The 24982-nt window shown below is 68.4% G+C and carries 29 protein-coding genes; 15 read left to right on the top strand and 14 right to left on the bottom strand.

Going from position 1 to position 24982, the window contains the following annotated elements:
• Positions 1-157: 157 nt before the first annotated feature.
• Positions 158-364 (bottom strand): hypothetical protein, encoded by a 207-nt coding sequence (locus DMB37_RS41000; protein WP_206055269.1) that lies wholly within the window; start codon positions 362-364, stop codon positions 158-160.
• Here DMB37_RS41000 and DMB37_RS40995 point away from each other — a divergent pair.
• Positions 342-617, top strand: a complete 276-nt coding sequence (locus DMB37_RS40995; RefSeq protein WP_206055426.1) for a hypothetical protein — start codon at positions 342-344, stop codon at positions 615-617. The genes DMB37_RS41000 and DMB37_RS40995 overlap by 23 nt on opposite strands.
• A gap of 79 nt (positions 618-696) precedes the next feature.
• Here the strand turns inward: DMB37_RS40995 and DMB37_RS17790 are convergent, their stop codons facing one another.
• The 5 genes from DMB37_RS17790 to DMB37_RS17770 all read right to left on the bottom strand — a co-directional run bounded on the left by DMB37_RS17790 (position 697) and on the right by DMB37_RS17770 (position 6261).
• The gene (locus tag DMB37_RS17790; RefSeq protein WP_167768873.1) at positions 697-1779 is read right to left on the bottom strand and encodes a serine hydrolase; all 1083 of its coding nucleotides are present in this window, start codon (positions 1777-1779) and stop codon (positions 697-699) included.
• A gap of 235 nt (positions 1780-2014) precedes the next feature.
• The gene (locus DMB37_RS17785) at positions 2015-2647 is read right to left on the bottom strand and encodes a class I SAM-dependent methyltransferase (RefSeq protein WP_135233667.1); all 633 of its coding nucleotides are present in this window, start codon (positions 2645-2647) and stop codon (positions 2015-2017) included.
• Between the two features lie 70 nt (positions 2648-2717).
• Positions 2718-3968: a trans-acting enoyl reductase family protein gene (locus tag DMB37_RS17780; protein WP_135233666.1), complete on the bottom strand. Its 1251-nt coding sequence runs from the start codon at positions 3966-3968 to the stop codon at positions 2718-2720.
• An 18-nt stretch (positions 3969-3986) separates the two neighbouring features.
• Complete coding sequence (locus DMB37_RS17775; RefSeq protein ID WP_135233665.1) at positions 3987-5423, bottom strand: AarF/ABC1/UbiB kinase family protein; 1437 nt, start codon at positions 5421-5423, stop codon at positions 3987-3989.
• 154 nt (positions 5424-5577) lie between these two features.
• A complete protein-coding gene (locus DMB37_RS17770; RefSeq protein WP_107659606.1) occupies positions 5578-6261 on the bottom strand; it encodes a TetR/AcrR family transcriptional regulator in 684 nt (227 codons plus the stop codon).
• Between the two features lie 235 nt (positions 6262-6496).
• Between DMB37_RS17770 and DMB37_RS17765 the strand changes: the two genes are divergently transcribed.
• The 5 genes from DMB37_RS17765 (at position 6497) to DMB37_RS17745 (ending at position 10673) form a co-directional block, all read left to right on the top strand.
• Complete coding sequence (locus DMB37_RS17765; RefSeq protein ID WP_206055268.1) at positions 6497-7831, top strand: DUF445 domain-containing protein; 1335 nt, start codon at positions 6497-6499, stop codon at positions 7829-7831.
• Positions 7832-7935: 104 nt separating this feature from the next.
• Positions 7936-8439 (top strand): helix-turn-helix domain-containing protein, encoded by a 504-nt coding sequence (locus tag DMB37_RS17760; protein WP_135233664.1) that lies wholly within the window; start codon positions 7936-7938, stop codon positions 8437-8439.
• Positions 8436-9119: a heparin-binding hemagglutinin gene (locus DMB37_RS17755; protein WP_135233663.1), complete on the top strand. Its 684-nt coding sequence runs from the start codon at positions 8436-8438 to the stop codon at positions 9117-9119. The genes DMB37_RS17760 and DMB37_RS17755 overlap by 4 nt, the downstream gene beginning before the upstream one ends.
• A gap of 114 nt (positions 9120-9233) precedes the next feature.
• Positions 9234-9539 carry a DUF2516 family protein gene (locus DMB37_RS17750; RefSeq protein ID WP_107659603.1) on the top strand — a complete coding sequence of 102 codons (306 nt, stop codon included), beginning with the start codon at positions 9234-9236 and terminating at the stop codon, positions 9537-9539.
• Positions 9540-9632: 93 nt separating this feature from the next.
• Positions 9633-10673 (top strand): alpha/beta fold hydrolase, encoded by a 1041-nt coding sequence (locus DMB37_RS17745; RefSeq protein WP_135233662.1) that lies wholly within the window; start codon positions 9633-9635, stop codon positions 10671-10673.
• An 18-nt stretch (positions 10674-10691) separates the two neighbouring features.
• Here DMB37_RS17745 and purU read toward each other — a convergent pair whose 3' ends face one another.
• Together purU and DMB37_RS17735 are read right to left on the bottom strand one after the other, a co-directional pair.
• Positions 10692-11582 carry a formyltetrahydrofolate deformylase gene (gene purU / locus DMB37_RS17740; protein ID WP_135233661.1) on the bottom strand — a complete coding sequence of 297 codons (891 nt, stop codon included), beginning with the start codon at positions 11580-11582 and terminating at the stop codon, positions 10692-10694.
• Between the two features lie 69 nt (positions 11583-11651).
• The gene (locus DMB37_RS17735) at positions 11652-12203 is read right to left on the bottom strand and encodes a GNAT family N-acetyltransferase (protein WP_135233660.1); all 552 of its coding nucleotides are present in this window, start codon (positions 12201-12203) and stop codon (positions 11652-11654) included.
• A gap of 153 nt (positions 12204-12356) precedes the next feature.
• On the opposite strand from DMB37_RS17735, the gene deoC reads away from it, so the two are divergent.
• On the top strand, positions 12357-13025 hold the full coding sequence (deoC, locus tag DMB37_RS17730; RefSeq protein ID WP_107659599.1) for a deoxyribose-phosphate aldolase: 669 nt from the start codon (positions 12357-12359) through the stop codon (positions 13023-13025).
• 34 nt (positions 13026-13059) lie between these two features.
• Here the strand turns inward: deoC and DMB37_RS17725 are convergent, their stop codons facing one another.
• Entirely contained in the window at positions 13060-13788 is a 729-nt protein-coding gene (locus DMB37_RS17725; RefSeq protein WP_135233659.1) for a DUF2993 domain-containing protein, read from the bottom strand.
• Positions 13789-13887: 99 nt separating this feature from the next.
• Between DMB37_RS17725 and DMB37_RS17720 the strand changes: the two genes are divergently transcribed.
• On the top strand, positions 13888-14496 hold the full coding sequence (locus tag DMB37_RS17720) for a hypothetical protein (protein ID WP_135233658.1): 609 nt from the start codon (positions 13888-13890) through the stop codon (positions 14494-14496).
• A gap of 93 nt (positions 14497-14589) precedes the next feature.
• On the opposite strand, the gene DMB37_RS17715 is transcribed toward DMB37_RS17720, so the two are convergent.
• From DMB37_RS17715 to DMB37_RS17705, 3 genes are all read right to left on the bottom strand, one after another.
• Positions 14590-15408: a class I SAM-dependent methyltransferase gene (locus tag DMB37_RS17715; protein WP_240772431.1), complete on the bottom strand. Its 819-nt coding sequence runs from the start codon at positions 15406-15408 to the stop codon at positions 14590-14592.
• The gene (locus tag DMB37_RS17710; RefSeq protein WP_135233657.1) at positions 15378-15899 is read right to left on the bottom strand and encodes a DUF2505 domain-containing protein; all 522 of its coding nucleotides are present in this window, start codon (positions 15897-15899) and stop codon (positions 15378-15380) included. The genes DMB37_RS17715 and DMB37_RS17710 overlap by 31 nt, the downstream gene beginning before the upstream one ends.
• A 123-nt stretch (positions 15900-16022) precedes the next feature.
• Positions 16023-16508, bottom strand: a complete 486-nt coding sequence (locus tag DMB37_RS17705) for a DUF2505 domain-containing protein (protein WP_135233656.1) — start codon at positions 16506-16508, stop codon at positions 16023-16025.
• A gap of 39 nt (positions 16509-16547) precedes the next feature.
• Here DMB37_RS17705 and DMB37_RS17700 point away from each other — a divergent pair, with 39 nt between their 5' ends.
• The 3 genes from DMB37_RS17700 (at position 16548) to DMB37_RS17690 (ending at position 19773) form a co-directional block, all read left to right on the top strand.
• On the top strand, positions 16548-17627 hold the full coding sequence (locus DMB37_RS17700) for a UDP-N-acetylmuramate dehydrogenase (RefSeq protein WP_240772545.1): 1080 nt from the start codon (positions 16548-16550) through the stop codon (positions 17625-17627).
• Positions 17628-17694: 67 nt separating this feature from the next.
• Entirely contained in the window at positions 17695-18927 is a 1233-nt protein-coding gene (locus DMB37_RS17695) for an Ig-like domain-containing protein (RefSeq protein WP_240772430.1), read from the top strand.
• A 45-nt stretch (positions 18928-18972) separates the two neighbouring features.
• Positions 18973-19773 (top strand): patatin-like phospholipase family protein, encoded by an 801-nt coding sequence (locus DMB37_RS17690; RefSeq protein WP_167768872.1) that lies wholly within the window; start codon positions 18973-18975, stop codon positions 19771-19773.
• On the opposite strand, the gene mscL is transcribed toward DMB37_RS17690, so the two are convergent.
• Entirely contained in the window at positions 19770-20225 is a 456-nt protein-coding gene (mscL, locus tag DMB37_RS17685) for a large conductance mechanosensitive channel protein MscL (protein WP_135233653.1), read from the bottom strand. The two genes, DMB37_RS17690 and mscL, sit on opposite strands and share 4 nt — an antisense overlap.
• A 130-nt stretch (positions 20226-20355) precedes the next feature.
• On the bottom strand, positions 20356-21090 hold the full coding sequence (locus tag DMB37_RS17680) for an SDR family NAD(P)-dependent oxidoreductase (RefSeq protein ID WP_135233652.1): 735 nt from the start codon (positions 21088-21090) through the stop codon (positions 20356-20358).
• A gap of 71 nt (positions 21091-21161) precedes the next feature.
• On the opposite strand from DMB37_RS17680, the gene DMB37_RS17675 reads away from it, so the two are divergent.
• From DMB37_RS17675 to DMB37_RS17660, 4 genes are all read left to right on the top strand, one after another.
• Complete coding sequence (locus tag DMB37_RS17675; RefSeq protein WP_135233651.1) at positions 21162-21983, top strand: alpha/beta fold hydrolase; 822 nt, start codon at positions 21162-21164, stop codon at positions 21981-21983.
• Between the two features lie 138 nt (positions 21984-22121).
• Positions 22122-23543, top strand: a complete 1422-nt coding sequence (gene mshA, locus DMB37_RS17670) for a D-inositol-3-phosphate glycosyltransferase (protein ID WP_135233650.1) — start codon at positions 22122-22124, stop codon at positions 23541-23543.
• Between the two features lie 5 nt (positions 23544-23548).
• Complete coding sequence (locus DMB37_RS17665) at positions 23549-24046, top strand: YbjN domain-containing protein (RefSeq protein ID WP_135237638.1); 498 nt, start codon at positions 23549-23551, stop codon at positions 24044-24046.
• A complete protein-coding gene (locus DMB37_RS17660) occupies positions 24043-24948 on the top strand; it encodes an ROK family protein (RefSeq protein WP_135233649.1) in 906 nt (301 codons plus the stop codon). The genes DMB37_RS17665 and DMB37_RS17660 overlap by 4 nt, the downstream gene beginning before the upstream one ends.
• Positions 24949-24982: the final 34 nt, after the last annotated feature.

Raw genomic sequence — 24982 nt, 5'->3', positions numbered from 1 at the left:
GTGCGGTGAGCGCGCTCATCTCGAGTTGGAGGTCAACCATGTCGCAGTGGAGGAGAAGTCCGCGCACCGTTCGGCAGTCGGTCCTGCTGGCCGCCGTCGCCGGGACGGTGGCGCTTGCTCCCGCCGCGCTTGTCATACCGGCATTCGCAACCCCTGATCAAACCCCGGCTACCACGGCACCCGCCACCATCGCGCCGGTGACCACGGTGCCGCCCGTGACGACCATGCCGCCGGTCACCACCGTGCCGCCGGTCACCACCGTGCCGCCGGTGACCACCGTGCCGCCGGTGACCACGACACCGCCGGTGACGACCACGCCGCCGGTCACCACCGTGCCGCCGGTGACCACCGAACCGCCTGTCACGACCCCGCCACAGCCGAAACCAGCTGAGCCGGAGGATCCCTACGGTCCGGACGGCTACGACGTCTGGGGCTTCGACCGGTGGGGTTACGACCGCTGGGGCTTCGACCGGTGGGGTTACGACCGGCAGGGCTACGACGTGCACGGCTACACCTCGCAGGGCTGCGCCCGCTCCGGCGAGGACCGGCCGGACGCCGATCGGGTGGCCTGCGAACTGCGTCGGGCACGTCCATCCACCGGCAGCGCGGGCAGCTGAACCCGAAAACTCCTATAAACACCTCGCCCATCGACCCGTAGCGCGGGAATCCGCGCGGCGGGTCGGTGTGCGTTTCCTGTCAACCGGCGCACAGGGCGGCGTCGACGACGTTGTTGATGGCAGCCCGGTGCAGGAAAGTGGTGACCGGGTTGGGGAATTGGTTCATGCTGAGGGTGACCGCGCGATCGGCCGTCGCGGCATTGACGACGACGAAACCGGTCATCGCGCCCCCGTGGCTCCAACTCTCGAGGCCGCAGGCATTGACCCGGCGGAACAGCCCGAGCCCGAAATCGTCGTCGCGGAACGGGTCGCCGGATTCGACGGTGCGTTGCATATCGGCCAGCTGCGCGGGCGGGAGCAGTTCGCCGGACAGCAAGGCCATGAAGAAGCGATTCAGATCGGCCCCGGTCGAAACCATCGCACCATCGGACAGACCCCAACCGGGATCGATATCGGTGATGTCGACCAGCACACCGTCGAACTCCTGATAGCCGCGCGGGTGCGGTCGCCGAATGACCTTCTCCAGCGGGAACAATGGCCAGTAGGTATCGCGGAGACCGAGCGGGAGAATGATGCGACGGGTCACCTCCAGGCCCACCGGCTGTCCCGTCAGCCGCTGGATCAATTCGCCCGCCAGCAGAAACCCGGTATTGGAATAGCCGGTACTCGAGCCCGGTGCGAATTCGGCGGGCTGGTCGAGACCGAGCCGGATCAATTCCGCAGGTGACCGGGGTGTCTGCAGCTCGGTCACGGAGGCAAGGCTCAACTGCGTCAGGTAATCCGGTATTCCGCTGGTGTGCTGCAACAGATCTCGCACGGTGATCAGATTTCCATCACCGCCGGGCCCGGTGACCACGCCCGGCAGGTACTGCTCCACCGGCGCATCCAGCTGCACTCGCTGCTCCGCGGCCAGTTGCAACAACACCGTCGCCACGAAAGTTTTGGTGTTGCTGGCGATCCGCACTTGAGCGTTGTCCGGGAAAGCACCGCCGGTGACGAGATTTCCGGCGCCACTGTCGAGTTCGACATTCAGTCCCGCGCCGCCGACCACCAACTGAGCGCCGGGAACACCGAGAGCCTGCACCAATTGATCGAGCTCCGCTTGCAGCTGTCCGCCAGGTGGACCCGGATCGGCGACCGACAACGGCGCCCCGGTCGCCATCGAAATCGCCACTGTCACAACGCAGGCCGCCATAACCAGCAAATGCCGCACCAGTTCTCCGATTTCGTCGCCTGCTCTCCTCCCGGCCCCGAAATCGGGTTCACGCACCGGAGAGGGTGACACCACGGCGAATGTTGGTGGCACAACTACGTTCTGGATGGACACTAGAGGTATCCCCGGCGAGCCGAAGATCGTTTCCGGCTCGCGCAATCCAGCCCGGTGTTGCACCTACCGTTTACGCAGGCCGGGTGGCACTGACGTATTGCAGCAGCCGGTGCACGTCCTGTTCGATATCCACCAGCCCCGCCTCGGCGAAGAGGTCCGGGAACGTCCTGGTGTCGAAGACGCGCAACCCGCTCCACCCGCCGACCACCCGGCTGACCTGCCCGAACGGATTGTCCGCGCGATAGCTGGTGGTGATGGCGATTCGCCCGCCCGGCGCCAGTACGCGCAGCATTTCGCGGGTGGCGGCGAGCGGGTCGGGGATCAGATAGAGCGCGCCGAAGCAGCACACCGCGTCGAACGTGCCGTCGGCGAACGGGAGCACGCGGGCATCGCCGCGCAGGTAGCCGACGCGCGGGCCCGCATTGTCGGCGACGGCCCTGGCGAGCATCGGCTCGGAATAGTCGAGGCCGACGGCGAAGCCGTCACCGGTCAACGCCTTGCTCAGGTGGCGGGTGAAATTGCCCGGCCCGCAGGCGATATCGAGCACCTTCTGCGCACCGTCGAGCCGCAGCGTGCGCACGGCATCGCGGCGATCCGACGCGGTGCTGCGCCCGCTGGCCAGATAGAACAGCGTGGGTCGCCATGCCCGCTCGTACACCGCGGCCAGCGCCGGATGGTTCATGGTGCGTCGTGCCAGATTCAACGAATCACTCCTGCGTTCGTCGGCGGGCGGGGCGCGGCGTCGCCGCCGATCCCCGCCCGCCGCACTGTCTTCAGGCCCGCGCGACCTCGATGGTCATCCCCGCCGCGCGCAGCCGCTCGGTGAGCGCGTCGCCCATCGCGGCACCCGGCGTGAGGACGCCTGCGAGCTCGGGTTGCTTGTCGGTGTCGAAGGCCAGGCACAGCCCGCTCTCGCCGAGCAGCACCGCGGTCGCTTTGTAGCCGGGGTCGCCCTTGCCCGAGAAGGTCGCGACGTACTTCGCGCCCGAGGAGGTGCGGGTGAACGTCTTCATGGCGAACCACCCACTGTCGCGGGCTTTTTCGCTCGGACCGGTGCCCGGCTTCGGCAGCACCCGGTCGAGCAGCTTGCGGCCGAGCGAGACTCGCGACAGCACCGCGCCCGCGGCCATGGTCGCGACGATGCCGCCCGCCATTCCCGCGGCCACCAGCGGTGCGGCGGCCGAGGTGCCCGCGTTCATCACCTCGCGGTAGCGGAAGTTCTTGCCGTACACCCAGCCGAGCAGGCCGTTGGTCCGGCGCACGATCTTGGTGTTGTGCGCGGCCATGACGAACGTGCTCACCCAGCCGTCCAGGCTCGGGTCGATGGCGCTGGCGCGCGAGAGCGCCTGGTCGGACTGGCGGCCGACGTCGGGATCCATCGACCTGTCCGGGCTCAGCGAGTACGGGTGCGACAGCACCGAGCCCTTGCTCGGGTCGGCGGCGATGGCCTCCATCATGGCCCGGCCCGAGTCGATGGTGCCGCCGCTGACGCCACCCTTGAGCGAGGCGACCAGCGTGGTTTCCTCCAGCTCGCCGGTGTTGTCCGCGAGCGAGCGCCGGTACAGCTGATACACGCTCAGATCCGACGGAATCGAGTCGTAGCCACAGGAATTCACGATCTTCGCGCCGGTCGCGACGGCCTGCTCGTGGTACTGGTCGATCGCGTCCCGGATGAACAGCGGCTCACCGGTGAGATCGGCGTAGTGCGTGCCTGCCTTCGCGCAGGCGGCGACCAGCGGCAGGCCGTAGCGCAGGTACGGGCCGACCGTGGTGACGACCACCTTGGTCCGCGCGGCCAGCGCGGCGAGCGCGGCCTCGTCGGTGGAGTCGGCCACCACCAGTCCCCAGCCCGCGGCCACCGGACCGAGCTCGGTGCGGACCTTGGTGAGCTTGTCCAGCGAGCGGCCGGCCAGCGCGATGCGCGCGGACTCCGGTGCGGCGGTGAGCAGGTACTCCGCGGTGAGCTTGCCTACGAAACCCGTCGCGCCGAAAAGGACGATGTCGAATTCGCGTGTGTCTGCCATGGTCTTCCGTTCTGCGGGTTACGCATTGGAGCTGGGCTTCGGGACTTTCTTCGCCTTGGTGCGCGGCTTCTTCGGCGCGACCGGCGGGTGCTCGGCCAGCCACGCGTGATGGGCCTTGCCGAGCTCGGTGACGGGGGGCTCGTCATAGAGCCATTCGCGGGAGATCTGATGCCAGTTCGCGGTGCAGCCGAGCTGGCCGAGCATGCCGAAGGTGAGGAAATCCGCCCGGCGGGAGAACAGGTGCTCCGGCGGCAGATTCTGCTGCTTCATCCCGGCGAACTCGCTGGCCCGCGGATCGACCGCGAGCAGGAACGCGCCGCTGGCCAGCTCCGGGGTGATCGTCAGGTCCTCGTCGATCAGACACCATTCGGAGGCGGCGAGCACGTACTCCAGGCATTCCTCGGCGCCGATCTCCTCCGGTGAGTCGATCACGCCGCGCTCGATCATCAACTCCCGCAGGTCTTCGGCGCGGTCCTCGGCGGCCGCGCGCAGGCAGGTCAGCTCGAACTGCACGTGCTCGGGGTCCATCCGGTTGAACAGCCCGAAGTCGAGGAAGCCGACCTTGCCGTCCTCGGCGAGCAGCACGTTGCCCGGGTGCGGGTCGCCGCAGAACTCGTTGAAGGTGAACAGCGAACCGACGTAGAAGCGGTAGATGATCTCGCCGATCCGGTCGCGCTGCGCGTCCGGCAGCTGGCGGATCTCCTCGAAGCCCTTGCCCGCCACGTACTCGCTGACCAGCACGCGGGTGGTGCTGAGCTCCGGCATCGACCGGGGCACCACGATGAACGGATGCCCGGCGTAGAGCTCGGCGATCTGTAACTGGGTGTTGGCCTCGGCCTGGTAGTCGAGTTCGCTCTCCATATTGAGCCGCAGCTCGTCCAGCACGGCGGGGGTCACCCACGGCATCGCCGATTGCAGCACCCGGCGGAACATGGCCAGGTTCTTCAGGTCCGCGCGCACCGCCGCGTCGATGCCCGGGTACTGCACCTTCACCGCGACCTGCCTGCCGTCGTGCAGGGTGCCGCGATAGACCTGGCCGATGGAGGCGGCCGCGATCGGCTCGGCCTCGAACTCGGCGAAGATCTTGTGCAGCGGCTGGCCGAAATCGTCCTCGATCACCTGGCGCATCGACTCGAACGACACCGACGGCGCGGCATTGCGCAGCACCGCGAGCCGCTTCTGGAACCGCTCGCGATGCGCCTCCGGCACCAGGTCCATATCCAGCACGGACATCATCTGCCCGAGCTTCATGGCCACGCCCTTCATGGTGCCGAGCACCATGACCACCTGCTCGGTGGTGCGAATCATGGACTCCTCGGCCATCTTCGCGCGCACGGCCTCGGATCTACCCCGCATCGACAGCCGCGCGCGTTGCGTGCGAATCACCGAGCTGGCTGCGACGGCACCTAGCTTGGTGCCACGAGCAAGCCGAGAGGTCGGTACTTGCTTCGCCATCGAGGTACCTCCATTGGTGCCAGTGCGCGGGGCGGTGACGTGGCCCACTGGGCGCACCGCTCGGGTTCAGAGTAGCCAACCTCGCGGCAAAGTCGAGCCCGTCGTCACACTTTTGCTAGCACCCCAGCTAGCACCCCGGAAGTCGGGCGATTGATCAGTTCGCCGAGTTCGCACCGGGTGTCGGTAGCACGTGCGGCTGCGCGTTGAACACCTCGCGCGAGCCGTTGGCACGCGCCATCCCGTCGATCGCGCTCCAGGCCATCATGGTCAGGTAGTCGATCACCTGTTCGCGCGACATCGTCTTGTTGGTGGTCCACCAGTGGGTAGCCAGCTGGATGCCACCGACCAGTACGTAGGACCAGAGCATCGCGCCCTCGGTCTGGATGCCCTTCGCGGTCGCGCGGTCGATGATCACCGCGGCGACCACCTCGGCGAAGAGTTTCTCGAATTCGGCCAGCGAGGACTGGTCGGCCGAGCCGTTGCCCATGATGAACCGATAGACCTCCGGGTCCTCGTCGACCGTGCCGACGTACTCGCCCAGGGCCGAACGGACCAGCTGATATTCGTCCGCGTCGAGGCTGATCGCGCCGTAGACCCGTGGCATCAGGGTGGTCTCGATGAACCGCTGCATGGTCGCGTGGACCAGGTCGTTCTTATCGGAGAAGTACCGGTAAAGGACGGTTTTGGAGACGCCGATCTCGGCGGCGATCTCGTCCATGCCGGCATTGGAGCCGCGTGCTCGAACAGCGGCAAGAGTGCCGTCGACGAGTTCCTCGCGGCGGTCGATCTTGTGCTGGCGCCATCGGCGTTTGCGGCCATCCTGTCGGCCGGTGCGCACCGCCGCCGGTCGGTCGGCGATCTCGCCGACGTCGACAAGGTCATCGGTGGACAGCGTGGGCTCCCTTGTTAGTCGGATTCTCCGTGCGCCTCCAGCTTATGTCCCGGTCGCTGGTGATATGCGCGTTTGGGTCGGGATGCGACAGGTTGCACATCTTCGGCTGGAGCGCTTGCAGCGCGAAATGCGCGAGGCCGCCCTCAGGCGGGCCCGCCCTCCGGCACAGCAGAATGGAGCCATGGAGAAAGCTCCCGGCAACATCGCGGTCCTGGAAACGCCCCCGGCGCCCGCGGCGGCCGCCCCGTTCGGCTTCGCCGCGGTCCTCGACGAGGAAAGCAAACGCCGCGACCTGTGGCGGATGAAGGCACTGGCCACCGGACTGCTCGCCGTGGCGACGGCGATCTATCTGTTCTGTCGCTGGCTGGAATCGCGGGGCAGCGACGGGTGGGTGGACTATGTGCGCGCCGCGTCCGAGGCGGGCATGGTCGGCGCGCTGGCCGACTGGTTCGCGGTGACCGCGCTGTTCCGGCATCCGCTCGGCCTGCCCATCCCGCACACCGCGATCATCCGCAAGAAGAAGGACCAGCTCGGCGAGAGCCTGGGCACCTTCGTCGGCACCAACTTTCTGGCGCCCGAGGTGGTTTCGGCCAAGGTGACCTCGGCGCAGATCTCCTGGCGGGTCGGCCGGTGGATGGCCGACCCCGGCCATGCCGCCCGGGTGGCCGAGGAGAGTTCCACGCTGCTGCGCGCGGTGGTCGGGGTGCTGCGCGACGAGGACGTCGAGCAGATCATCGACCAGACGATCGTGAAGCGGATCGCCGAACCGCTCTGGGGCCCGCCGATCGGCCGGGTGCTCGCGGAGTTGCTCGCCGACAACCGGCAGCTCGCGCTGATCGACCTGCTCGCCGAGCGCGCGCACCAGTGGGCGTTGGGTTCGCAGGAGACGATCGATCGCATCGTCTTGCGCGACGCACCGCAGTGGGCGCCGAAATTCGTCAACATTCTGTTGTCCGAACGGATCTACCGGGAACTGGTCGAGTTCACCTGGAAGGTCCGGTCCAACCCCGAGCACGAGGTGCGGCTCGCGGCGAATCGTTTTCTCGAGGAATTCGCCGACGATCTGCAGCACGACGACGCGATGATCAAGAAGGCCGAGCGGATCAAGGCCCAGATCATGGGCCGCGAGGAAATCACCGGGATGGCCGAGGCGACCTGGCGCGCGGCGAAACGTTTGATCTTGGAATCGGCCGACGACCCGAACAGCACGTTGCGGCGTAAGGTCGGCGAGAACGTGCAGCAACTCGGCGAGCGGCTGCGCGACGACGCCGACATGCGCGCGAAGGTGGACGGCTGGATCGACCGGGGGGCAAGGTATCTCGTGGAGAACTATGCCGGGGAGATCAGCACCCTGGTCACCGATACGGTTGCCAGGTGGGATGCGGACGAGGCAAGTAAGAAGATCGAATTGCAGGTCGGGCGTGATCTGCAATTCATCCGCATCAACGGAACGGTCGTCGGTTCGCTTGCGGGCCTGGCGATTTACACGATCTCGCAGTTGATGTTCGGCGGCTGAGCAGCGGCGCGCCGAACGTTTGCCGAGAGGGTGCTAGCAGACTGCTTGCAATAGTTAGCACCCTGTCCTAGAATTGAACTCGTACAACCGCCAGAAGGTGAGTGATGGCAGACCAGCCCGAGGTTTCCGCCGAGTACACCGATAGTTCGGCCGAGCAATCGGCCGGCGTCGGAGAAAAAGCGGCCCGCGTGGTGAACGCCGCGCACGACATCGGAGGCTTCATCAGGGCACAGCGAGAGGCCGCGCAAGTCTCGCTGCGTCAGCTCGCCACCCTTGCGGGAGTGAGCAATCCGTACCTCAGCCAGATCGAGCGCGGATTGCGCAATCCATCCGCCGAGGTACTCACGCAGATCGCCAAGGCGCTGCGGGTGTCTTCGGAGGTGTTGTACGTCCGGGCCGGATATCTCGAACAGCGGCCACACAGCCCGGTCCGGGATGCCCTGCTCGCCGATACGTCGATCAGCGAACGGCAAAAGCAGGTGCTGCTCGAAATCTATGAATCGTTTCGCCGGGAAAACGGAGGGAACGAGCCCGGGGGGGATGGGGACAGCGTCGTTCCGCGCACACCAACCGAAACTCCGCCACGCCAGGAGAACGAAATACCATGACCGAGAAGAACCCGACCGTGACCAAGCCGCTGCTCGCTACCGTCGGTGCGGGCGACGCCATCTACGCCGCCGTGACCGATGTCGTCACCCAGGTGCGTGAGCGGGCCGCCTCGACCGACGTCTCCGCCCGGGTCGACGAGGCCCGCGAGCGCTTCGCCAACGTGCCCGCCGATGTGCAGGCCCAGTTCGAGACGCTGCGCGAGCGGCTCGCCGGACTGCCCTCGGAACTGCCGGAGGACCTCGCCGAGCTGCGCGAGAAGTTCACCCCCGAGGAGCTGCGCACGCTGGCCGACAAGTACTACCACCAGGTGCTCGACATCTACGCCGATCTCGCCGTGCGCGGCGAGGAGACCGTGGAGCGGCTGCGCGCCAACCACCTGGTCGAGGAGCAGATCGAGCGCGTCGAGACCCTGTACAAGGACGCCGCCACCCGCGCGGAGGACGTGCTGGGCCGGGTCAACGGCCTGCTCGGCCGCCCGGCCAAGGTCGAGGGCGAGGTGCCCGCGCCGGTCGTCGACGCCGAGGTCGTCACGGTGACCACCGAGACCACCCCGGCCCCGGAGGAGAACGGTGCGCCGGTCAAGGCCGCCGCGCCCGCCGCGCCCGCCGCGCCCGCCGCCAAGAAGGCCGCACCGGCCAAGAAGGCCCCGGCGAAGAAGGCCGCGCCGAAGAAGGCATGAGCTGACCGCTACGCCGTGCGTCCCGAGCGTTGAATCGTAAGGGCCGCAAGGGTATTGGAGTTCGACCGAGCAACGCCCCCGCACACTCTGGTGTGCGGGGGCGTTGCTCGTATGATGGGTGAGGTGAATATGGTGCACGGATTGACCGGGATGATCCTGCTCGTGCTGTGGCTGGCGGCGCTAGGCGCGACGATCTTTGCGCTGATTCATGCCGTGCGGCAGCGTCCGGACGCGTTTACCGCGGTGGACAAACTGACCAAGCCGATCTGGCTGGCGATCCTCGGGGTCGCGGTGCTGCTGCTTTTGCTCTCACCCGCGGGTCTCGGGCTGCTCTCCTTCATCGCCATCATCGCCACCGGCATCTACCTGGCCGATGTTCGGCCGAAGGTGGACGAGGTTCAGCGAGGTCCGCGCTGGTAAGCGACGAATACTCGATAACTTTTGCGGTGCTAGCACTAGCTAGCGGCATGAATCGGAGTTACTGTATCGAGCAGTAACACAAAGGAGTGTCCGATGCGTGCCAAGCTGCCGACTGCGTTGGTGAACTTCCCGAGTCAGCTTCGGGGGTTGCTCGACGCACACCGCGCGAACCTGCGGTCCCGTACCTACGCGACCACGGCGTTCAACCCGCCCACCGTCGTGCCCGAGACGATCCCGGTGACCACCCGCGACGGTGTCCGGCTCCGCGTCCACTCCTACGGCCCCGCCGATCGCCCGGTGATCGTGCTGGTGCACGGCTGGACCTGCTGCATCGAATATTGGAACGCCCAGATCAACGCCTTCGCCGGCGAGTACCGCGTGGTCGCCTACGATCAGCGCGGCCACGGCGAGAGCGAATACGGCACCAGCGTGCTGAGCATGGAACTGCTCGCCGACGACCTGGACGCCGTGCTCACCGCATCGCTGCGTCCGGGCCAGCGGGCCGTGCTGGTCGGCCACAGCCTCGGCGGCATGACGCTGCAGGCGTGGGCCGCGCGCTATCCCGAACGGGTCGCCGAGCAGGCGCTCGCGGTACTGCTCACCAATACCGCGGCCGATCGGCTCGTCTTCGAGACCACCGTGGTGCCGCTGCTGAACCGGCCGATGCGGCTGCTGGAACTGAAGGTTCCGCTGCCGTTCCTGTTCGGGCGCCTCGGGCTCGGCGCCCCGCTCGTCTTCCCGCCGATCGCGCCGGTGCGGTGGCTGTTCGCGCGGTCGATCATGACCACCAAGGCCAAGGGCGACCTGCTCGACTTCAGCATGGCCATCGTGCGGTCGTGCCCGGCCATGGTGCGGGCCAGGTTCGGCAGGCTGCTCGCCGATATGAACGTCGGCGAGGGTGCGCGGAACCTGGCGGTACCCACCACGGTGATCGCGGGATCGTTCGATGACATGACGCCCGTGGTGCATTCCCAGCGGATCGCGGAGATGCTCAGGGAGACCGGGCATCTGGCGCGCTTCACGGAGCTGCCGACCGGACACCTCGGCAATACCGAGGCCTACGAACAGTTCAACGAGGAACTGGCGCGCGTCCTCGAATCGGTGCGCCCGCGCCGCGCCGAGATCGCGGGCTGATACCCCGGCTGCGCGCGGTCAGGTGAACACGACCGTGCGGCGGCCGTGCACGAGCACCCGGCCCTCCAGATGCCAGCGCAGGCCACGCGCGAGCACGACGCGTTCGATGTCGCGGCCCTGCCGGACCATGTCGCGCACGTCATCGGCGTGGTCGATGCGGCTCACGTCCTGCTCGATGATCGGGCCCGCGTCCAGTTCCGCGGTGACGTAGTGGCAGGTGGCGCCGATCAGCTTCACACCGCGGGCGAACGCCTGGTGGTACGGGCGGGCGCCGACGAACGAGGGCAGGAAGCTGTGGTGGATATTGATCGCCCGGCCCGCCCAGTGCGCGCACAGCTCCGGCGGCAGCACCTGCATGAAACGGGCGAGCACCACCGCGTCCGGGTTGTGCGAGTCGACCAGCGCCTGTAGTTCGGCGAAGGCGGGCGCACGGTCGGCCGGGTCCTTCGGGAACGGCACATGATGGAACTTCACCCCGTGGGCGTCGGACATCGCGGCCAGGTCGGGATGGTTGCCGATCACCGCCTCGATGGTCGCGGGCAGCTCGCCGCTGGCGGCCCGGCCGAGCAGGTCGTGCAGGCAGTGCCCGTCCTTGCTGACCAGCAGCACCGCTCTGCGGCGGGCACCGGAGTCGAGCAGCTGCCACTCCGTCTCCGGCCCCAGTTCGGCGGCCACACCCGCGAATCGGTCGCGCAGTTCCGCGAGGCCGAACGGCACCGTCGCGGCCTTGATCGCCTGCCGGGTGAAGAACCAGCCGCTGTCGGCGTCGGAGTGGTAGCCCGCCTCCACGATCGACCCGCCGAACTCGGCGATGAACGTGGTAATCCGGGCGATGATGCCGGGACGGTCGGGGCAGCCGAGCGTCAGCACGAAGCGTCGATCGTCCAGGGCGGGTGGAGCGGAACTCATGCCACTCATCCTTCCAGGTCAGCCTGGAAAGGAGCGCAGGAGGTTTGCTGGGATCCGGCGGGGTTGCGGTCAGAGGTCGTAAAACGGCTCAGGGTAGTGGAATTCGCCCGTGATGCGAGGGTCGTAGGCGCTGAGGGGGCGGACCTGGAAGTGCGAAATCCAGGCGGGGACGTCGGGGGTGATGCCGAGGCGGGCCGCGGGCACGAAGCCGAATCGCGGGTAGTAGTCGAGGTGGCCGAGTAGGCAGACAAGGGGCTCGTCGAGGGCGTCGGCGGCGCCGAGGGCCGCGTGCATGAGTGCGGAGCCGACACCGCTGTGCTGGTGTTCGGCCACGACACCGATCGGGCCCAGCGCGAGGACGGGGAAGGGGCCGACGGCGGCCCGGGTGAGGCAGACGTGGCCGATGACGGTCTTGTACTCCACCGCCACCATCGAGAGGGTCGGGATCCAGCCCGGGTCGCTGCGCAGCCGGGCGACCAGATCGACCTCGGGCGGATCGGCCGCGTCGTCCTCAGGGGGTTCGCCGGTACGGTCGCCGTCCGCCTGAAGCGGACCGAACGCGCTGCGATGGACGGCGGCGATCTCGGCGATGTCGTCGGCGCGCTCGCGACGGATCAGCACGGTCGTCTCCTCCCGAACAAGTAGGGGCCCATCCGCACACGTTAATCAGTCGACCGCTGCGTCACTACCGGCGATCTGTCACCAGTACGAGTGTGCGGGAGTGTCGCCAGGCGCGCAACGGAATTCGCCGCCGGTGTGCCAGACTCTCAGCTCATGGCAAGTTCCGCGTCACTCACCAGGGCCGAAGTGGCCGCCATGATCGATCACACACTGCTGGCGCCGGGGGCGACCCCCGACGACGTCGCCGCGTTGATCTACGAAGCCCGCGAACTGGGGGTGCTGGCGATCTGCGTGTCCCCGTCGATGCTGCCGGTGCGCGCGCAGGGGCTGGTGGTCGCGACCGTCGCCGGATTCCCGTCCGGCAAACACCATTCGCTGGTCAAGGGCGCCGAGGCCCGGCTCGCGGTGGACCAGGGCGCGACCGAGGTGGACATGGTCATCGACGTCGGCGCGGCGCTGGCCGGCGACTACAACGCGGTGCTCTCCGACATCGTGACGGTGCGCGAAGCGATCGGCGACCGTGCGGTGCTCAAGGTGATCATCGAGGCGGCCGCGCTGCCGGACGCCGCGATCGTCGAGGTCTGCCGGGTCGCGGAACGCGCGGGCGCGAATTTCGTGAAGACCTCCACCGGTTTTCACCCCGCGGGCGGCGCCAGCGTGCACGCGGTCGAGCTGATGGCGGCGACCGTCGGCGGGCGGCTCGGGGTCAAGGCGAGCGGCGGTATCCGCACCGCCGAGGCCGCGGCGGAACTGATCGCGGCGGGCGCGACGCGGCTCGGGTTGTCGAAGTCGCGCGAGGTGCTCGACGGGTTCCCGGCCTGAGCCGCCCTCCCGTTAGTTGGTGCGGCGCAAGCGATCAGGCGCAGGTGGCGTTCGCGTTCTCGGCGGCGGGCAGCTCGGCGCGACCGCCCGCGAGCTTGACCGCGATACCGTCGTCGGTCACCTTCACCTCGGTCGGCGCCATGTTGTACGGGTAGCTCTGCAGGCTCTTGGTGAACACCTCGACGATGCCCTGCACCAGGTCGGTGGGCAGGCCCATGCCGAGCAGCTGCGCCGACATCGTCTCCACCTCGATGACCCCACCCTTGATCACCGGCTTGACCTGCAACTGGGCCAGCCCGCCGAGCACATCCAGGGTCAGCATGTCCGAGGCCGCCGATGAGCGCACGCCGCTGACCAGGCCGCCGAGCGTCTGCCGGATGCCGTCGTTGTGCCAGGTGACATCGGCCGACGAACTGCCGATCACACCGCCGCCGCGACCGTTGTCGGTCACCTCGACGCCGTGGAACTCGGCGTGCACCACCATGCCGACCGCGGGGCCGAACTTGGTGTCGTCGCTGTCCACCTGCACCGTCGGCACCTTGCCGTCGATCCAGGTGATCAGCATCGGTTTGGCGCCGAAGCCGACATCGATCTTCGAGCCCATCTCCTTCTCGAATTGCGTACTGATGCACTGTGCGACGGTGTGCCTGGCGTACGCCTCGCCGCCGGCCAAGGCCGTGGCCAGCAGGATCGCTACCACGGTCAGGGCGATCAGCAGGGCTCGCCGGGTGATCGTCTTGGTCGGCCTTGGCTGCGTACTCATGCGGCTGATTCTTCCCGACGTTTCTGTGCCGTCTCTGAGGGGGCGATGAGGGGTTCGAATGTGACATGTGACACAGGATTCGAGCGTAGCCTTAGGCACATGGCTGGCGAGGCGGCGGGCCGGGCCCTCGGTTCCGCGGAACACGGCTGGCGTGTGCTCCGGCGATTGGCCGGTCGCCACGCGGGTTTCTTCACCACCCGCCAGGTGGTGCGCACCCGGTGTGAGGCGCGGGTCCGGATCGCGCTCGGCGACGGGTCGGTGACCAGGGCGGGGGTCGGGTTGCTCCGACTATCCGAATGGCCTGCTGGTCCGCTCGACGAATACGCCATGTGGGCCGCCTGGTTCGACGGTGCCGCCGCGGTCTCCCATCACAGCGCGGCCGAACTGCACGGCATCGGCCGGCTACGCCCGCGGTTCCTGCACCTCTCGGTGGGTTCGGGCCGCCCGCCGGTGACCCCGCGACTGGTGGTGCTGCGCCGCTCACTGATCGGCACCGAAATCGAGTCGGCGGGCCCGTTCTTGGTGACAACACCGCTGCGCACGGTGCTCGATCTCGCCGAGGCGGATATCGGCCAGTCCGCACTCGACGAGGTGGTCGCCGACGCGGTCGCCATCAACCGCTGCGCGAGCGACGAAATCCGCACGGCCGGTGCGGGTCTGACCCCACGCGCGGCAGCCAGGGTCTACCGAGCCCTGGCAAGCGCATAATCGACGCGCGGAAGTGCGCCTGACCGATGCACGAAAATGTCAGCGACGCACCGTAAGTCAGAACAGGCACCGGTCATGGTTGTTGTGCGAGTCTCAGAGCGCCCGTGGCGGTTCGAGTTTCGGCGCGACGGTATCCCACGGCACCGAAAGCACGCAGTCGCGCATGCGGCGACGGTAGGTGCGCAGTGGAAACCCTTCCTGCCGTAGCGATTCGGCGGCAGCACGCCAGCGGATGCGGGGGCCGAACGGGGCCAGGGGTGCCGCGCGGGCCCAGGCCCGGTCGGCGGCGGTGAGCAGGGTGTGGATTCGCTCGCCGGGAACATTGCGGTGGATCAAGGCTTTCGGCAGCCGCTCGGCGATATCGGAGGGCTGGGCGACGGTGAACGGATCCCAGGCGAGGGTGAGCGATTGCGGGCCGGTGCCGTCCAGCAGCACCCAGGCGCAGCGGCGGCCCAGTTCGTCGCAGGTGCCGTCGATCAGCAGGCCGCCGGGGGCGAGACCGGACAGGATGGTCGACCAGGCTTCGGGCACCGCCGATTCCGGGTATTGCCGCAGCACGTTGAACGCGCGCACCAGAACCGGTCGCAGTCCGGCCAATTCGAACCCACCGCGGGCGAAGGTGACACCGTCGCGACCGGGCACCACCCGTGCCGGATCGATCTCGAGGCCGACGACCCGGACCTCCGGCCGCACGGTGCGCAGCCGTGCCGCCAGTTCCAGCGTGGTCCACGGGCTGGCCCCGTAACCGAGATCGACGACCAGTGGATCGGTTGCCGCGCGCAGCCGCGCCACCACCGATTCGTCGTGGGTCAACCAGCGATCGCTGCGGCGTAGCCGGTTGACGCCGGTGGTGCCGCGGGTGATGGAGCCTAAGGGTTTGGTCAGCGGGTCGGGTGGTGGTCGTCGAGCCACTGCACGGTGAACTCGGCCTCGGCCCGGAACAGGTCGATCAGGTTCACCAGCATCAGCTGCTCGAGCCGGGGCCCGACCATCGGGATGAACACCTTCGCCTCCGAGGAGAAGCGCATGGTGCAGCCGGTATCGGTGGGGAACAGGCGGATGGTGCCGCCGAGGCTGCCCGGCCCGGCCGGGATCGAGGCCGAGTATTTGCCGATGATCTCCTCGGCGCCGAACGGCCCGTAGCTCTCCTTGCGGGTGATCACCATGTCCTTGCGCATCACGGCCTGGGCGATCTCGGGCAGCATGTCGCGCGGCAGGATGTGGTGCAGTTCGACGTCGATGCCGCCGTCACCGGCCTCCAGGTACGCCACTTCGTTGCCCGGCGAGTACTTCCGCATCTCCGCCATCCGCGCGTCCCAGTAGTCGCGGTTCGACAGCGCCGCGTACAGCTCCTTGGTGGTGTGCAACGGGTAGCGCGCGGAGTAATCCAATCGACGGGCCATGGATCCAGAGGTTACTGGGTGGCGCGGCCCCGGCCTCGCTCGGCGGTATGGTCCACAAAAAAGGTGAGCGGGAAGTGTGCTGTCGCAACAACTTCCCGCTCCGAAGGGCTGATTCTCCGCGTGTCAGTGCGCGTCGAGCCAGGTGTTGGTGAACTCTTCCTCGTTCTTCAGCACCTCGGTCAGGTGCTCGGCGATCGCGGCCTCGATCTTGCCGCCGAACAGCGGGATCTTCACCTCGATGGTGCCTTTGGCGGCCGCGGTCGAGCCCGCGCCGTCCTCCTGCAGTGTGATGGTGCCGCGCACCTCGGCGGGCGCGCCCTCGACGGTCGCCTGGAAGGTGGCGGCGTCGCCGGTCCAGTTCTCCACGCGGGGGATGATCAGGTCGCCGGGGCGGACCGCGGTGATCGCGGCGGGCAGCAGCTCGGCGGCGATGGCCTGCACCAGCTGGACGCGGATCTGGTCGCCCTGCACACTCACCGAGTCGAGCCGGGCATTCGGCCCGCCGACCTCGGCAACGCGGTCTTTCCAGTACTGGTCGTTCGCGAACGCCGCGCGCACGGCGGCAGCGGGATGCGAGTAGCGGGCCGTGTACGCCAGCGGTGTAGCCATGGTCGGACACGCTACCGTCTGCCTGTGCGAACTTCACGTGTGGTGCCGTCGGATGTGCTGGCCGCCACCGGCGCCCGGATCCGCGAATCGGTGCCGCTTGCCGAGCTGACCACGCTGCGGGTCGGCGGTCCGGCCACGGTCGCCGAGTGCGCGAGCACCGAATCGCTGGTGGCGACGGTGCGCGCGCTGGACGCGGCGGGGATCCCGGTGCTGCTCATCGCGGGCGGTTCCAACCTGCTGATCAGCGACGACGGCTTCGACGGCGTGGTGGTGCGGGTGGCGACCGAGGGCGTCGAGCTCGGTGCCGAGGGGGTGCGGGCCGAGGCGGGCGCGAATTGGGACGCGGTCGTCGCGGCGACCGTCGCCGCGGGGCTCGGCGGGCTGGAATGTCTGTCGGGAATCCCCGGTTCGGCCGGGGCGACGCCGGTGCAGAACGTCGGCGCGTACGGCGCAGAGGTGGCGAACCTGCTGCGCCGGGTGCAGCTGCTCGACCGCCGCAGCGGCGCGATCCGCTGGGTCGAGCCCGACGAGCTCGGTTTCGGTTATCGCACCAGCGTGCTCAAGCACCGCGACGACGCACTGGTGCTCGCGGTCGAGTTCGCCCTCGACCCGAGCGGTGCGAGCGTGCCGCTGCGCTTCGGCGAGCTCGCGACCCTGCTCGGCGCCGCGAACGGTGAATGCCGCCCGGCCGCCCAGGTCCGCGACGCCGTGCTGCGCCTGCGCGCGGGCAAGGGCATGGTCCTCGACCCCGCCGATCACGACACCTGGAGCGCAGGCTCCTTCTTCACCAACCCGGTCGTGCCCGAGGATCGCGTCTCCGAGGTGCGCGCCGCGATCTCTGCTCATGTGGGTGATGTCACGGTGCCGACCTATCCGGCGCCGGACGGGGTCAAGTTCTCCGCGGGCTGGCTCATCGAACGCGCCGGTTTCGCCAAGGGTTTCCCCGCCCCTGACGCACCCGCCCGGCTGTCCACGAAACACACGCTCGCGCTGACGAATCGCGGGGCCGCGACCGCCGCCGATCTGGTGCAATTGGCCAGGACGGTGCGCGATGGGGTGGCCGAGCGATTCGGCATCCGGCTCGAGCCCGAACCGGTCACGGTCGGCGTGACGTTGTAGCCGGTGAAACGGACACCACACCTTTCGATAGCCAATCGAACGAGTTTGCCCGCGTAAATTCGATGTGGTGAGCAAGCGTCCAGTGATCCGTAGACCGGTCGCCGCGGTATCGGCCGTGCTGCTCGTCGTGGTCGCCTTGGTGGCCGGATGCAGCACCGGCAGCGGCGGTAACAGCAACTCCTCCCGCGAAGCAGGCCCCGTCGCCAAGGTCGCCCTGGCGCCGGAGAACAACGCCGCGAAGGTCAACCCGACGGCGCCCGTCTCGGTCACCGTCACCGACGGCACCATCGACCAGGTGGCGTTGACCAACGCCAACGGCAAACAGGTCGCCGGTGAATTCTCCCCGGACAAGCGCGTTTACACCATCACCGAGCCGCTCGGCTACGACGCCACCTACACCTGGTCCGGCACCGCGGTCGGTACCGATCGCAAGCCGATCCCGATCGACGGCACGTTCACCACGCTCGCGCCCAAGAACACCGTCCCGGCGACCATCAACATCGCCGACAACCAGGAGGTCGGCATTGCCGCGCCGATCATCCTGCAGTTCAAGGCTTCCGTGCAGAACAAGGCCGCGGTGGAGAAGGCGATGACCATCACCACCGACCCGCCCACCGAGGGCGCGTGGGCCTGGTTCCCCGACGACAACGGCTCGCGATTGCATTGGCGCCCCAAGAATTACTGGGCGCCCGGCACCACGGTGCACGTCGCGGCCAAGCTCTACGGCCTGGATCTCGGCGACGGCAACTACGGATACTCCGACCTGACAACGGATTTCCGCATCGGGCGCAGCCAGATCGTGAAGGCCAACGCGCCGAGCCACCGCATGCAGGTGGTCCGCGACGGCCAGACCATCTTCGATTTCGCGGTCAGTTACGGCGAGGGCAACGAGCCGCGCAACGTCACCCGCTCCGGGTTGCACGTGGTCACCGAGAAGTACGAAGACTTCATGATGTCGAACCCGCCGTTCTACACCAACGTTCGCGAACGCTGGGCCGTACGCATCTCCAACAACGGCGAATTCATCCACGCCAACCCGGAATCGCTGTCCGCCCAGGGTTCCTCGAACGTCACCAACGGCTGCATCAACCTCTCGCCCGCCGACGCACAGGCCTACTTCGGGACCGCGCTCTACGGCGACCCGGTTGAGGTCACCGGCACCTCCATCCCGCTCTCGGCCGCCGATGGCGATCTGTACGACTGGACCATCGACTGGGCCACCTGGAAAACCATGTCCGCCTTGGATGGTTCTACCTCGGTCATCACCGCGACCCCGGTCGCACCGGGCCCGCCACGGTAGGTTCGACCTCGTTGATATCGATGTGCTCGACGAGAAGGTGACGTGGTGAACGACGGGCGTGCGGTGGTGCTCGGTCCGGGCGGGGTGGTCGGCACCGCCTGGTTGCTCGGGGTGGCGGAAGGCTTGCGCCGCAACGGCATCGAGCTGGCCGAGGCCGATCTGCTGGTCGGCACCTCGGCGGGCGCCATTGTCGGGGCTTTGCTGGCAGACGGTCGTGACCTTGCCGCGCACGCGGAACCGCCGACCGCCGCGGGGCCAGCGCCGCAGGTGGATCCCGTGGTGACGGCGCAGGTGCTCGAGCTGCTGAGTGGCCCGGACGCCGCGACGGCCTGGCCGCGCGTTGCCGAGCTGGCGCTGAGCGCCTCCACCGGACCCGAACGGCTACGGGTCGAGGGCTTGAAAGCCATGGTGGGCGAAGGGGATTGGCCGCACCCGCGGCTGTTGATCCCGACTGTCGATATTCGTTCGGGTGCGCCGAAGGTGTGGCGCGGCACCGAGGGGGTGCCCGTGCACCTGGTGATCACGGCGAGCACCGCGATGCCGGGGATGGCCGCGCCGGTCACCATCAACGGCCGCCGCTACGTCGACGGCGCGCTGCGCAACGGCTCGAATGCCGATCTGGCCGAAGGCATGTCCACGCTGGTGCTCATCGAGCCGCTCGCCCACCTCTTCGCGACGCGGATGCCGTCGAGCGTGCAGCGGGTCGCCCGGATCGTGCCGGACCCCGTCGCGCTCGACATCTTCGGTCCGGACCTCAACGACGGATCGGCCTGGACCGCGGTGTTCGGCACAGGCCTGCGGCAGGGCAAGGGCGCGGCCGACGAGATCCGGTCGATCTGGGCCTAGCGGCGCAGCGAGGTATCGAGCTCGGGGTCGTTCTCGATCGCGTGGTCCGCGGCCCGCTGGGCGCGCACGGCGTCGTGGCGTTCGGCGAGCAGGTCGCGGATCTCGATGAGCAGTTCGGTCTCGGTCGGCTCGGCGGCCTTGGTGGTGCCGAAGCGGTTCTTGATCGTCTTCATCGGCAGCATCAGCACGAAATACAGCACGGCGGCGACCACGAAGAAGTTGATGAACGCGGTGATGATCGGGCCGACCTGGATGAAGGTCGCCGGCTTGCTCGCGATCAACTGGACGCCGAGTCCCAGCTCGTTCTGGCTGCCGAACACGGCGAGCAGGGGGTTCACCACGCCTTTGGTGACCGAGGTGACCACCGCGGTGAACGCGGTACCCATGACGACGGCGACGGCGAGGTCGATGACGTTCCCGCGCATCAGGAACTCTTTGAACCCCTTGAACATGCGCACAACTCCGATCTGAGGTAGACGTCGAAGCATCCGATGCTAACGGCAGCCGAGGCCCGTCGTTGACTCAGCAATTGTGCGGTGCACCGGCCATCGCCGGTGAGTAATGTTCTTCGGCTATAACGCCTCAGTTGCGGCGTGCGAAGCGACCCGCGTCCGCCTGATCACGGGGCTTGACGATGATCTGGTCGAGGTTCACATGCGGCGGCCGCGAGGCGACGAAACCGACGATCTCCGCGATGTCCTGCGCGACCAGTGGATCGATGCCGTCGTAGACCTTCGCCGCGCGTTCCTCGTCGCCGTCGAAACGCACCAGCGAGAACTCGGTTTCCACTGCGCCGGGGGCGATTTCGGTAAGCCGCACCGGCTGGCCGAGCAGCTCCCCGCGCAGGGTGCGGTGTAGCACGGCCTGGGCGTGCTTGGCCGAGGTGTAGCCTGCGCCGTTGTCGTAGGCGACGAAGGCGGCGACCGAGGTGATGGTGACGATGAGGCCGTCGCCGGAGGCGATCAGCTTGGGCAGCAACGCTTTTGTGACGCGCAGCGTGCCGAGCACGTTGGTCTCCCACATCCAGCGCCAGTCGTCGAGGTCGGCGTCGGCGACCGTGGCCAGGCCCTTGGCGCCGCCCGCATTGTTGACCAGCACGTCGGCCCGCTCGACCGCGTCGGCGAAGGCGCGCACCGAGTCGTCGGAGGTCACATCGAGTTCCAGTGCGGTGCCGCCGATCTCGTCGGCGACGCGCTGCAGGCGATCGAGCCTGCGGGCGCCGACATAGACGTGGTAGCCCTGCTTGGCCAGCTCCCGGGCGGTGGCCTCCCCGATCCCGGAGCTGGCTCCGGTGACGACAGCGGTGCGAGTGCTCATGCCTGCGATCCTAAATGCAGGCCGTTTGCGGACAGGAGCGCTGTTGCGGGGATCACCGTTAGCCTGACGTCATGGCTATACGGGACGCGGTGAGCGCGGATGGCACCAACATCGTCTATCGCGTAAGCGGTCCGGCCGACGCGCGGCCGCTGGTGTTGTTGCACGGGTGGTCGGCGAATCTGCGCTGCTGGGGCCGGGCGGCCGACGACCTCGCCGCCCGCTTCCGGGTGATCGCGGTCGACCTGCGCGGCCACGGTTACTCCGACGCGCCTGCCACGGGCTACGACGATCCGAAGAACTGGGCGGCCGACGTCGCGGCCGTACTGGCGGGGGAGGGCATCGAGTCCGGCGCGATCTTGCTCGGCTGGTCCTACGGCGGCATCGTGCTCAGCGACTACCTGACCGCCTACGGCACCGGTGCGATCGCGGGCGCTGTGTTCACCGGTTCGCAGGCCAATATCGGGCGCGGCGTGCCCGGCGCGGCGAGCGGCGCCGCGATGCAGGCCGCGATGCCGGGTGTCTTCGAGGAGAGCGCGGGTCGCGCGGTGCGCGCGTTCGGGGCCTTCGGCAATGCCAACACCGGCCCCGGCGCGGATAAGGGCGCCGACGCCCAACGCCTGTTCGGCACCAGCCTCGCCACCGCGCCCGCGGTACGCAAGGCGCTGTTCTACCGCACCGTCGACAACACCGAAACCCTTCGCGCACTGGATATTCCGGTCTTGGTGCTGCACGGCACCGCCGACCCGGTGGTCCCGATCGAGAACGGCCGCTACGTCTTCGAGGCGGTGCCCGACGCGCGCGCCTCGTTCTGGGAAGGGGCCCAGCACGGGCTGTTCATCGAGGACCCGGCCCGCTTCGTAGGCGAGATCAGCATGTTCGCCGACAGCTTGTGAATCGGTCGAACCGGACTGGGGAAATCCGAGTCGTCCCAGGTGGCGTCGCCGCCCAGTTGTGAGTGAGTTCACCAATCGTCTGTGATAGCTCTCACTTGGCGGCGTGACGGCATGGAGGCCGGGAATGCAACGTGCACTATGGATAGTGTGAGTCAACGCCCGGACCTACGGCCGAACCGTGTCGCCGTGCTATCGGTGCACACCTCACCACTGGCTCAACCGGGCACCGGCGATGCGGGCGGCATGAACGTCTACGTGCTGCAAACCGCCCTGCAGCTGGCCCGACGCGGCACCGAGGTGGAGATCTTCACCCGGGCCACCTCGTCCAATCTGCCGCCCGTGCAAGAAGCGGGCCCCGGCGTGCTGGTGCGCAACGTGGTGGCCGGCCCCTTCGAAGGCCTCGACAAACACGATCTACCCACCCAGCTCTGCCCGTTCACCGCGGAAGTGCTGCGCCAAGAGGCGCGCCATCTGCCGGGCTACTACGACCTGGTGCACTCGCACTACTGGCTGTCCGGCCAGGTCGGCTGGCTGGCCAGGGACCGCTGGCGGGTGCCGCTGGTGCACACCGCGCACACGCTGGCCGCGGTCAAGAACGCCGCGCTCGCCGACGGTGACTGTCCGGAGCCGCTGACTCGCGAGATCGGCGAGAAGCAGGTGATCGCCGAGGCGGATCGGCTGGTCGCCAATACCGCGGACGAGGCCCGCCAGCTCGTCGAGCTGTACGGCGCGCAGCCCGAGCGCATCGACGTGGTGCCGCCGGGCGCCGACCTGACCCGGTATCAGCCGGGCGACAAGGCCGGGGCCCGTGCGGCCCTCGGCTTGGCCATGGACGAGCAGGTGGTCGCGTTCGTCGGGCGCATCCAGCCGTTGAAGGCACCGGATGTGCTGGTGCGCGCCGCGGCCGAGGTGCTGCGCACCGATCCCACCCATAAGTTGCGCGTCCTGATCGTCGGCGGACCGTCCGGCACCGGCCTGGACCGGCCGGACGCGTTGATCGAACTCGCCGCCGCGCTCGGCATCGCCGACCGTGTCACCTTCCTGCCGCCGCAGCCGCCGGACCGGCTGGTGCTCGTCTACCGCGCCGCCGATCTGGTCGCGGTCCCGAGTTACAACGAATCCTTCGGCCTGGTTGCCATCGAGGCCCAGGCCAGCGGCACCCCGGTGCTCGCGGCCGACGTCGGCGGGCTGGGCACCGCCGTCCGGCACGGCGAAAGCGGCCTGCTGGTGCCCGGCCACCGGACGCCGGATTGGGCGGGTGCCCTGAGCTATCTGCTCGACGACCCCGAACGCCTGCGCCGGATGAGCGGGCGCGCGGTCGAGCATGCCGCCAACTTCTCCTGGGAACACACCGCCGATGGACTGCTCGACAGCTACTCCGCCGCGCTGACCGATTTCCGGGCCGAGCGGGCCGGCCTCGGCGCGGGCCGGATCGCCGGGGACAGCAACGCGCTGCGTGCCGACGTGCGCGAGTGGGTACCCGGTGAACGCACTAACCTGGAACCGAATCAGGCCAGGTCGCGGGCGCTGTGGCGGCGCCGGATGGGAGCACGCCGGTGAACGAGGTGCAGGCAACCGCTCAGCTGATCGAGGAGACGCTGCGCGACCGGGAGATCGAATACACCCGCTCCGGCGAGGAGACGTTCGTCGTCATCCTGCCCGGTGAGCGCAAGCTCAAGACCTCGGTGATGCTCACCGTCGGCAAGCACGGGGTGCGGATCGAGTCGTTCGTCTGCCGCAAGCCGGACGAGAACTTCGAGGGCGTCTACAAATTCCTGCTGCGCCGCAATCGCAGGCTCTACTGCGTGGCCTACACCTTGGACCGGGTCGGCGACATCTATCTGGTCGGTCAGATCTCCGCGCACGCCGTCACCGCCGACGAACTCGACCGCGTTTTCGGCCAGATCCTGGAGGCGGTCGACGCCGATTTCAACGTGCTGCTCGAACTCGGTTTCGCCACTTCCATTCGCAAGGAATGGAAGTGGCGGGTCTCGCGCGGGGAATCGCTGAAAAACCTGCGCGCCTTCGAACACTTGGTAGACACCGCCGATAAATCGCGATGACAGTTCTCGCACTCGATATCGGCGCGACGAAGTTCGCGGCCGGTGTGGTGCACACCGGCAAGGAAGTGCGCGACGTGCGCCGGGTGAATGTGCCGCCGGAAGACGTCTGGGCCGCCTGTCGCGACCTGCTGCGCGCGGTGGCCGGCGACGCGACGATCACCGCCGTTGGCATCGGCTCGGCAGGCCCGGTCGACGTGCGCACCGGCGTCACCGCCCCGCTGAACATCCCCGAATGGAAATCGGGCTTCGCGATCGTCGCCGCGGTGCAGGAGCTGTTCCCTACGGCGGCAATCAGATTCGCCATCGACGGCGCCTGCCTGGCACTGGCCGAGCATCACGTCGGCGCGCTGCGCGGGGTGCCGAACGGGTTGGCGCTGACGGTCTCCTCGGGGATCGGCGGCGGGCTCATCGCGGACGGCCGGGTGGTCCTCGGGCGCACCGGCAACGCCGGCCACATCGGCCACATCGTGGTGCCCGGCTGGGATGTGCCCTGCCTGTGCGGTGGCGTCGGCTGTGTCGAGGCGGTCGCCAGCGGCATGTCCTCGGTGCGCTGGGCGGTCGCGCAGGGCTGGCAGGGCAGCACCGGCGTGCAACTCGCCGAGGACGCGCACAGCGGCAACGAGATTGCCCTCGCGGCGCTGCACCGGGCGGGCACCGCGCTCGGTCAGGCGATCGCCTCGGCGGCGGCGCTGCTCGACGTCGACCGCGTGGTGATCGGCGGCGGCTTCGCGCAATCCGGTGCGCCGCTGTGGGATCCGATGCGTGCGGCGCTGGCCGTGCACGCGCGCCTGGACTTCCTGCGCGGCATCAGCGTGGTGCTGTCCGAGATCACCAACGGCGCCACCCTGGTCGGCGCGGGTGTGCTGGCGACGGGCGACGCGGGCACCGACGACCTCGGCTGACCGCAGGAAACCCGTGGGACCTGGCCCAGCCGGT

The organism is Nocardia sp. CS682 (assembly GCF_004634405.1).
GTDB classification, from domain to species: Bacteria; Actinomycetota; Actinomycetes; order Mycobacteriales; family Mycobacteriaceae; genus Nocardia; species Nocardia ninae.
The sequence above is the reverse complement of the archived record's forward strand: the minus strand, read 5'-3'. Positions and strand labels throughout refer to the sequence as shown.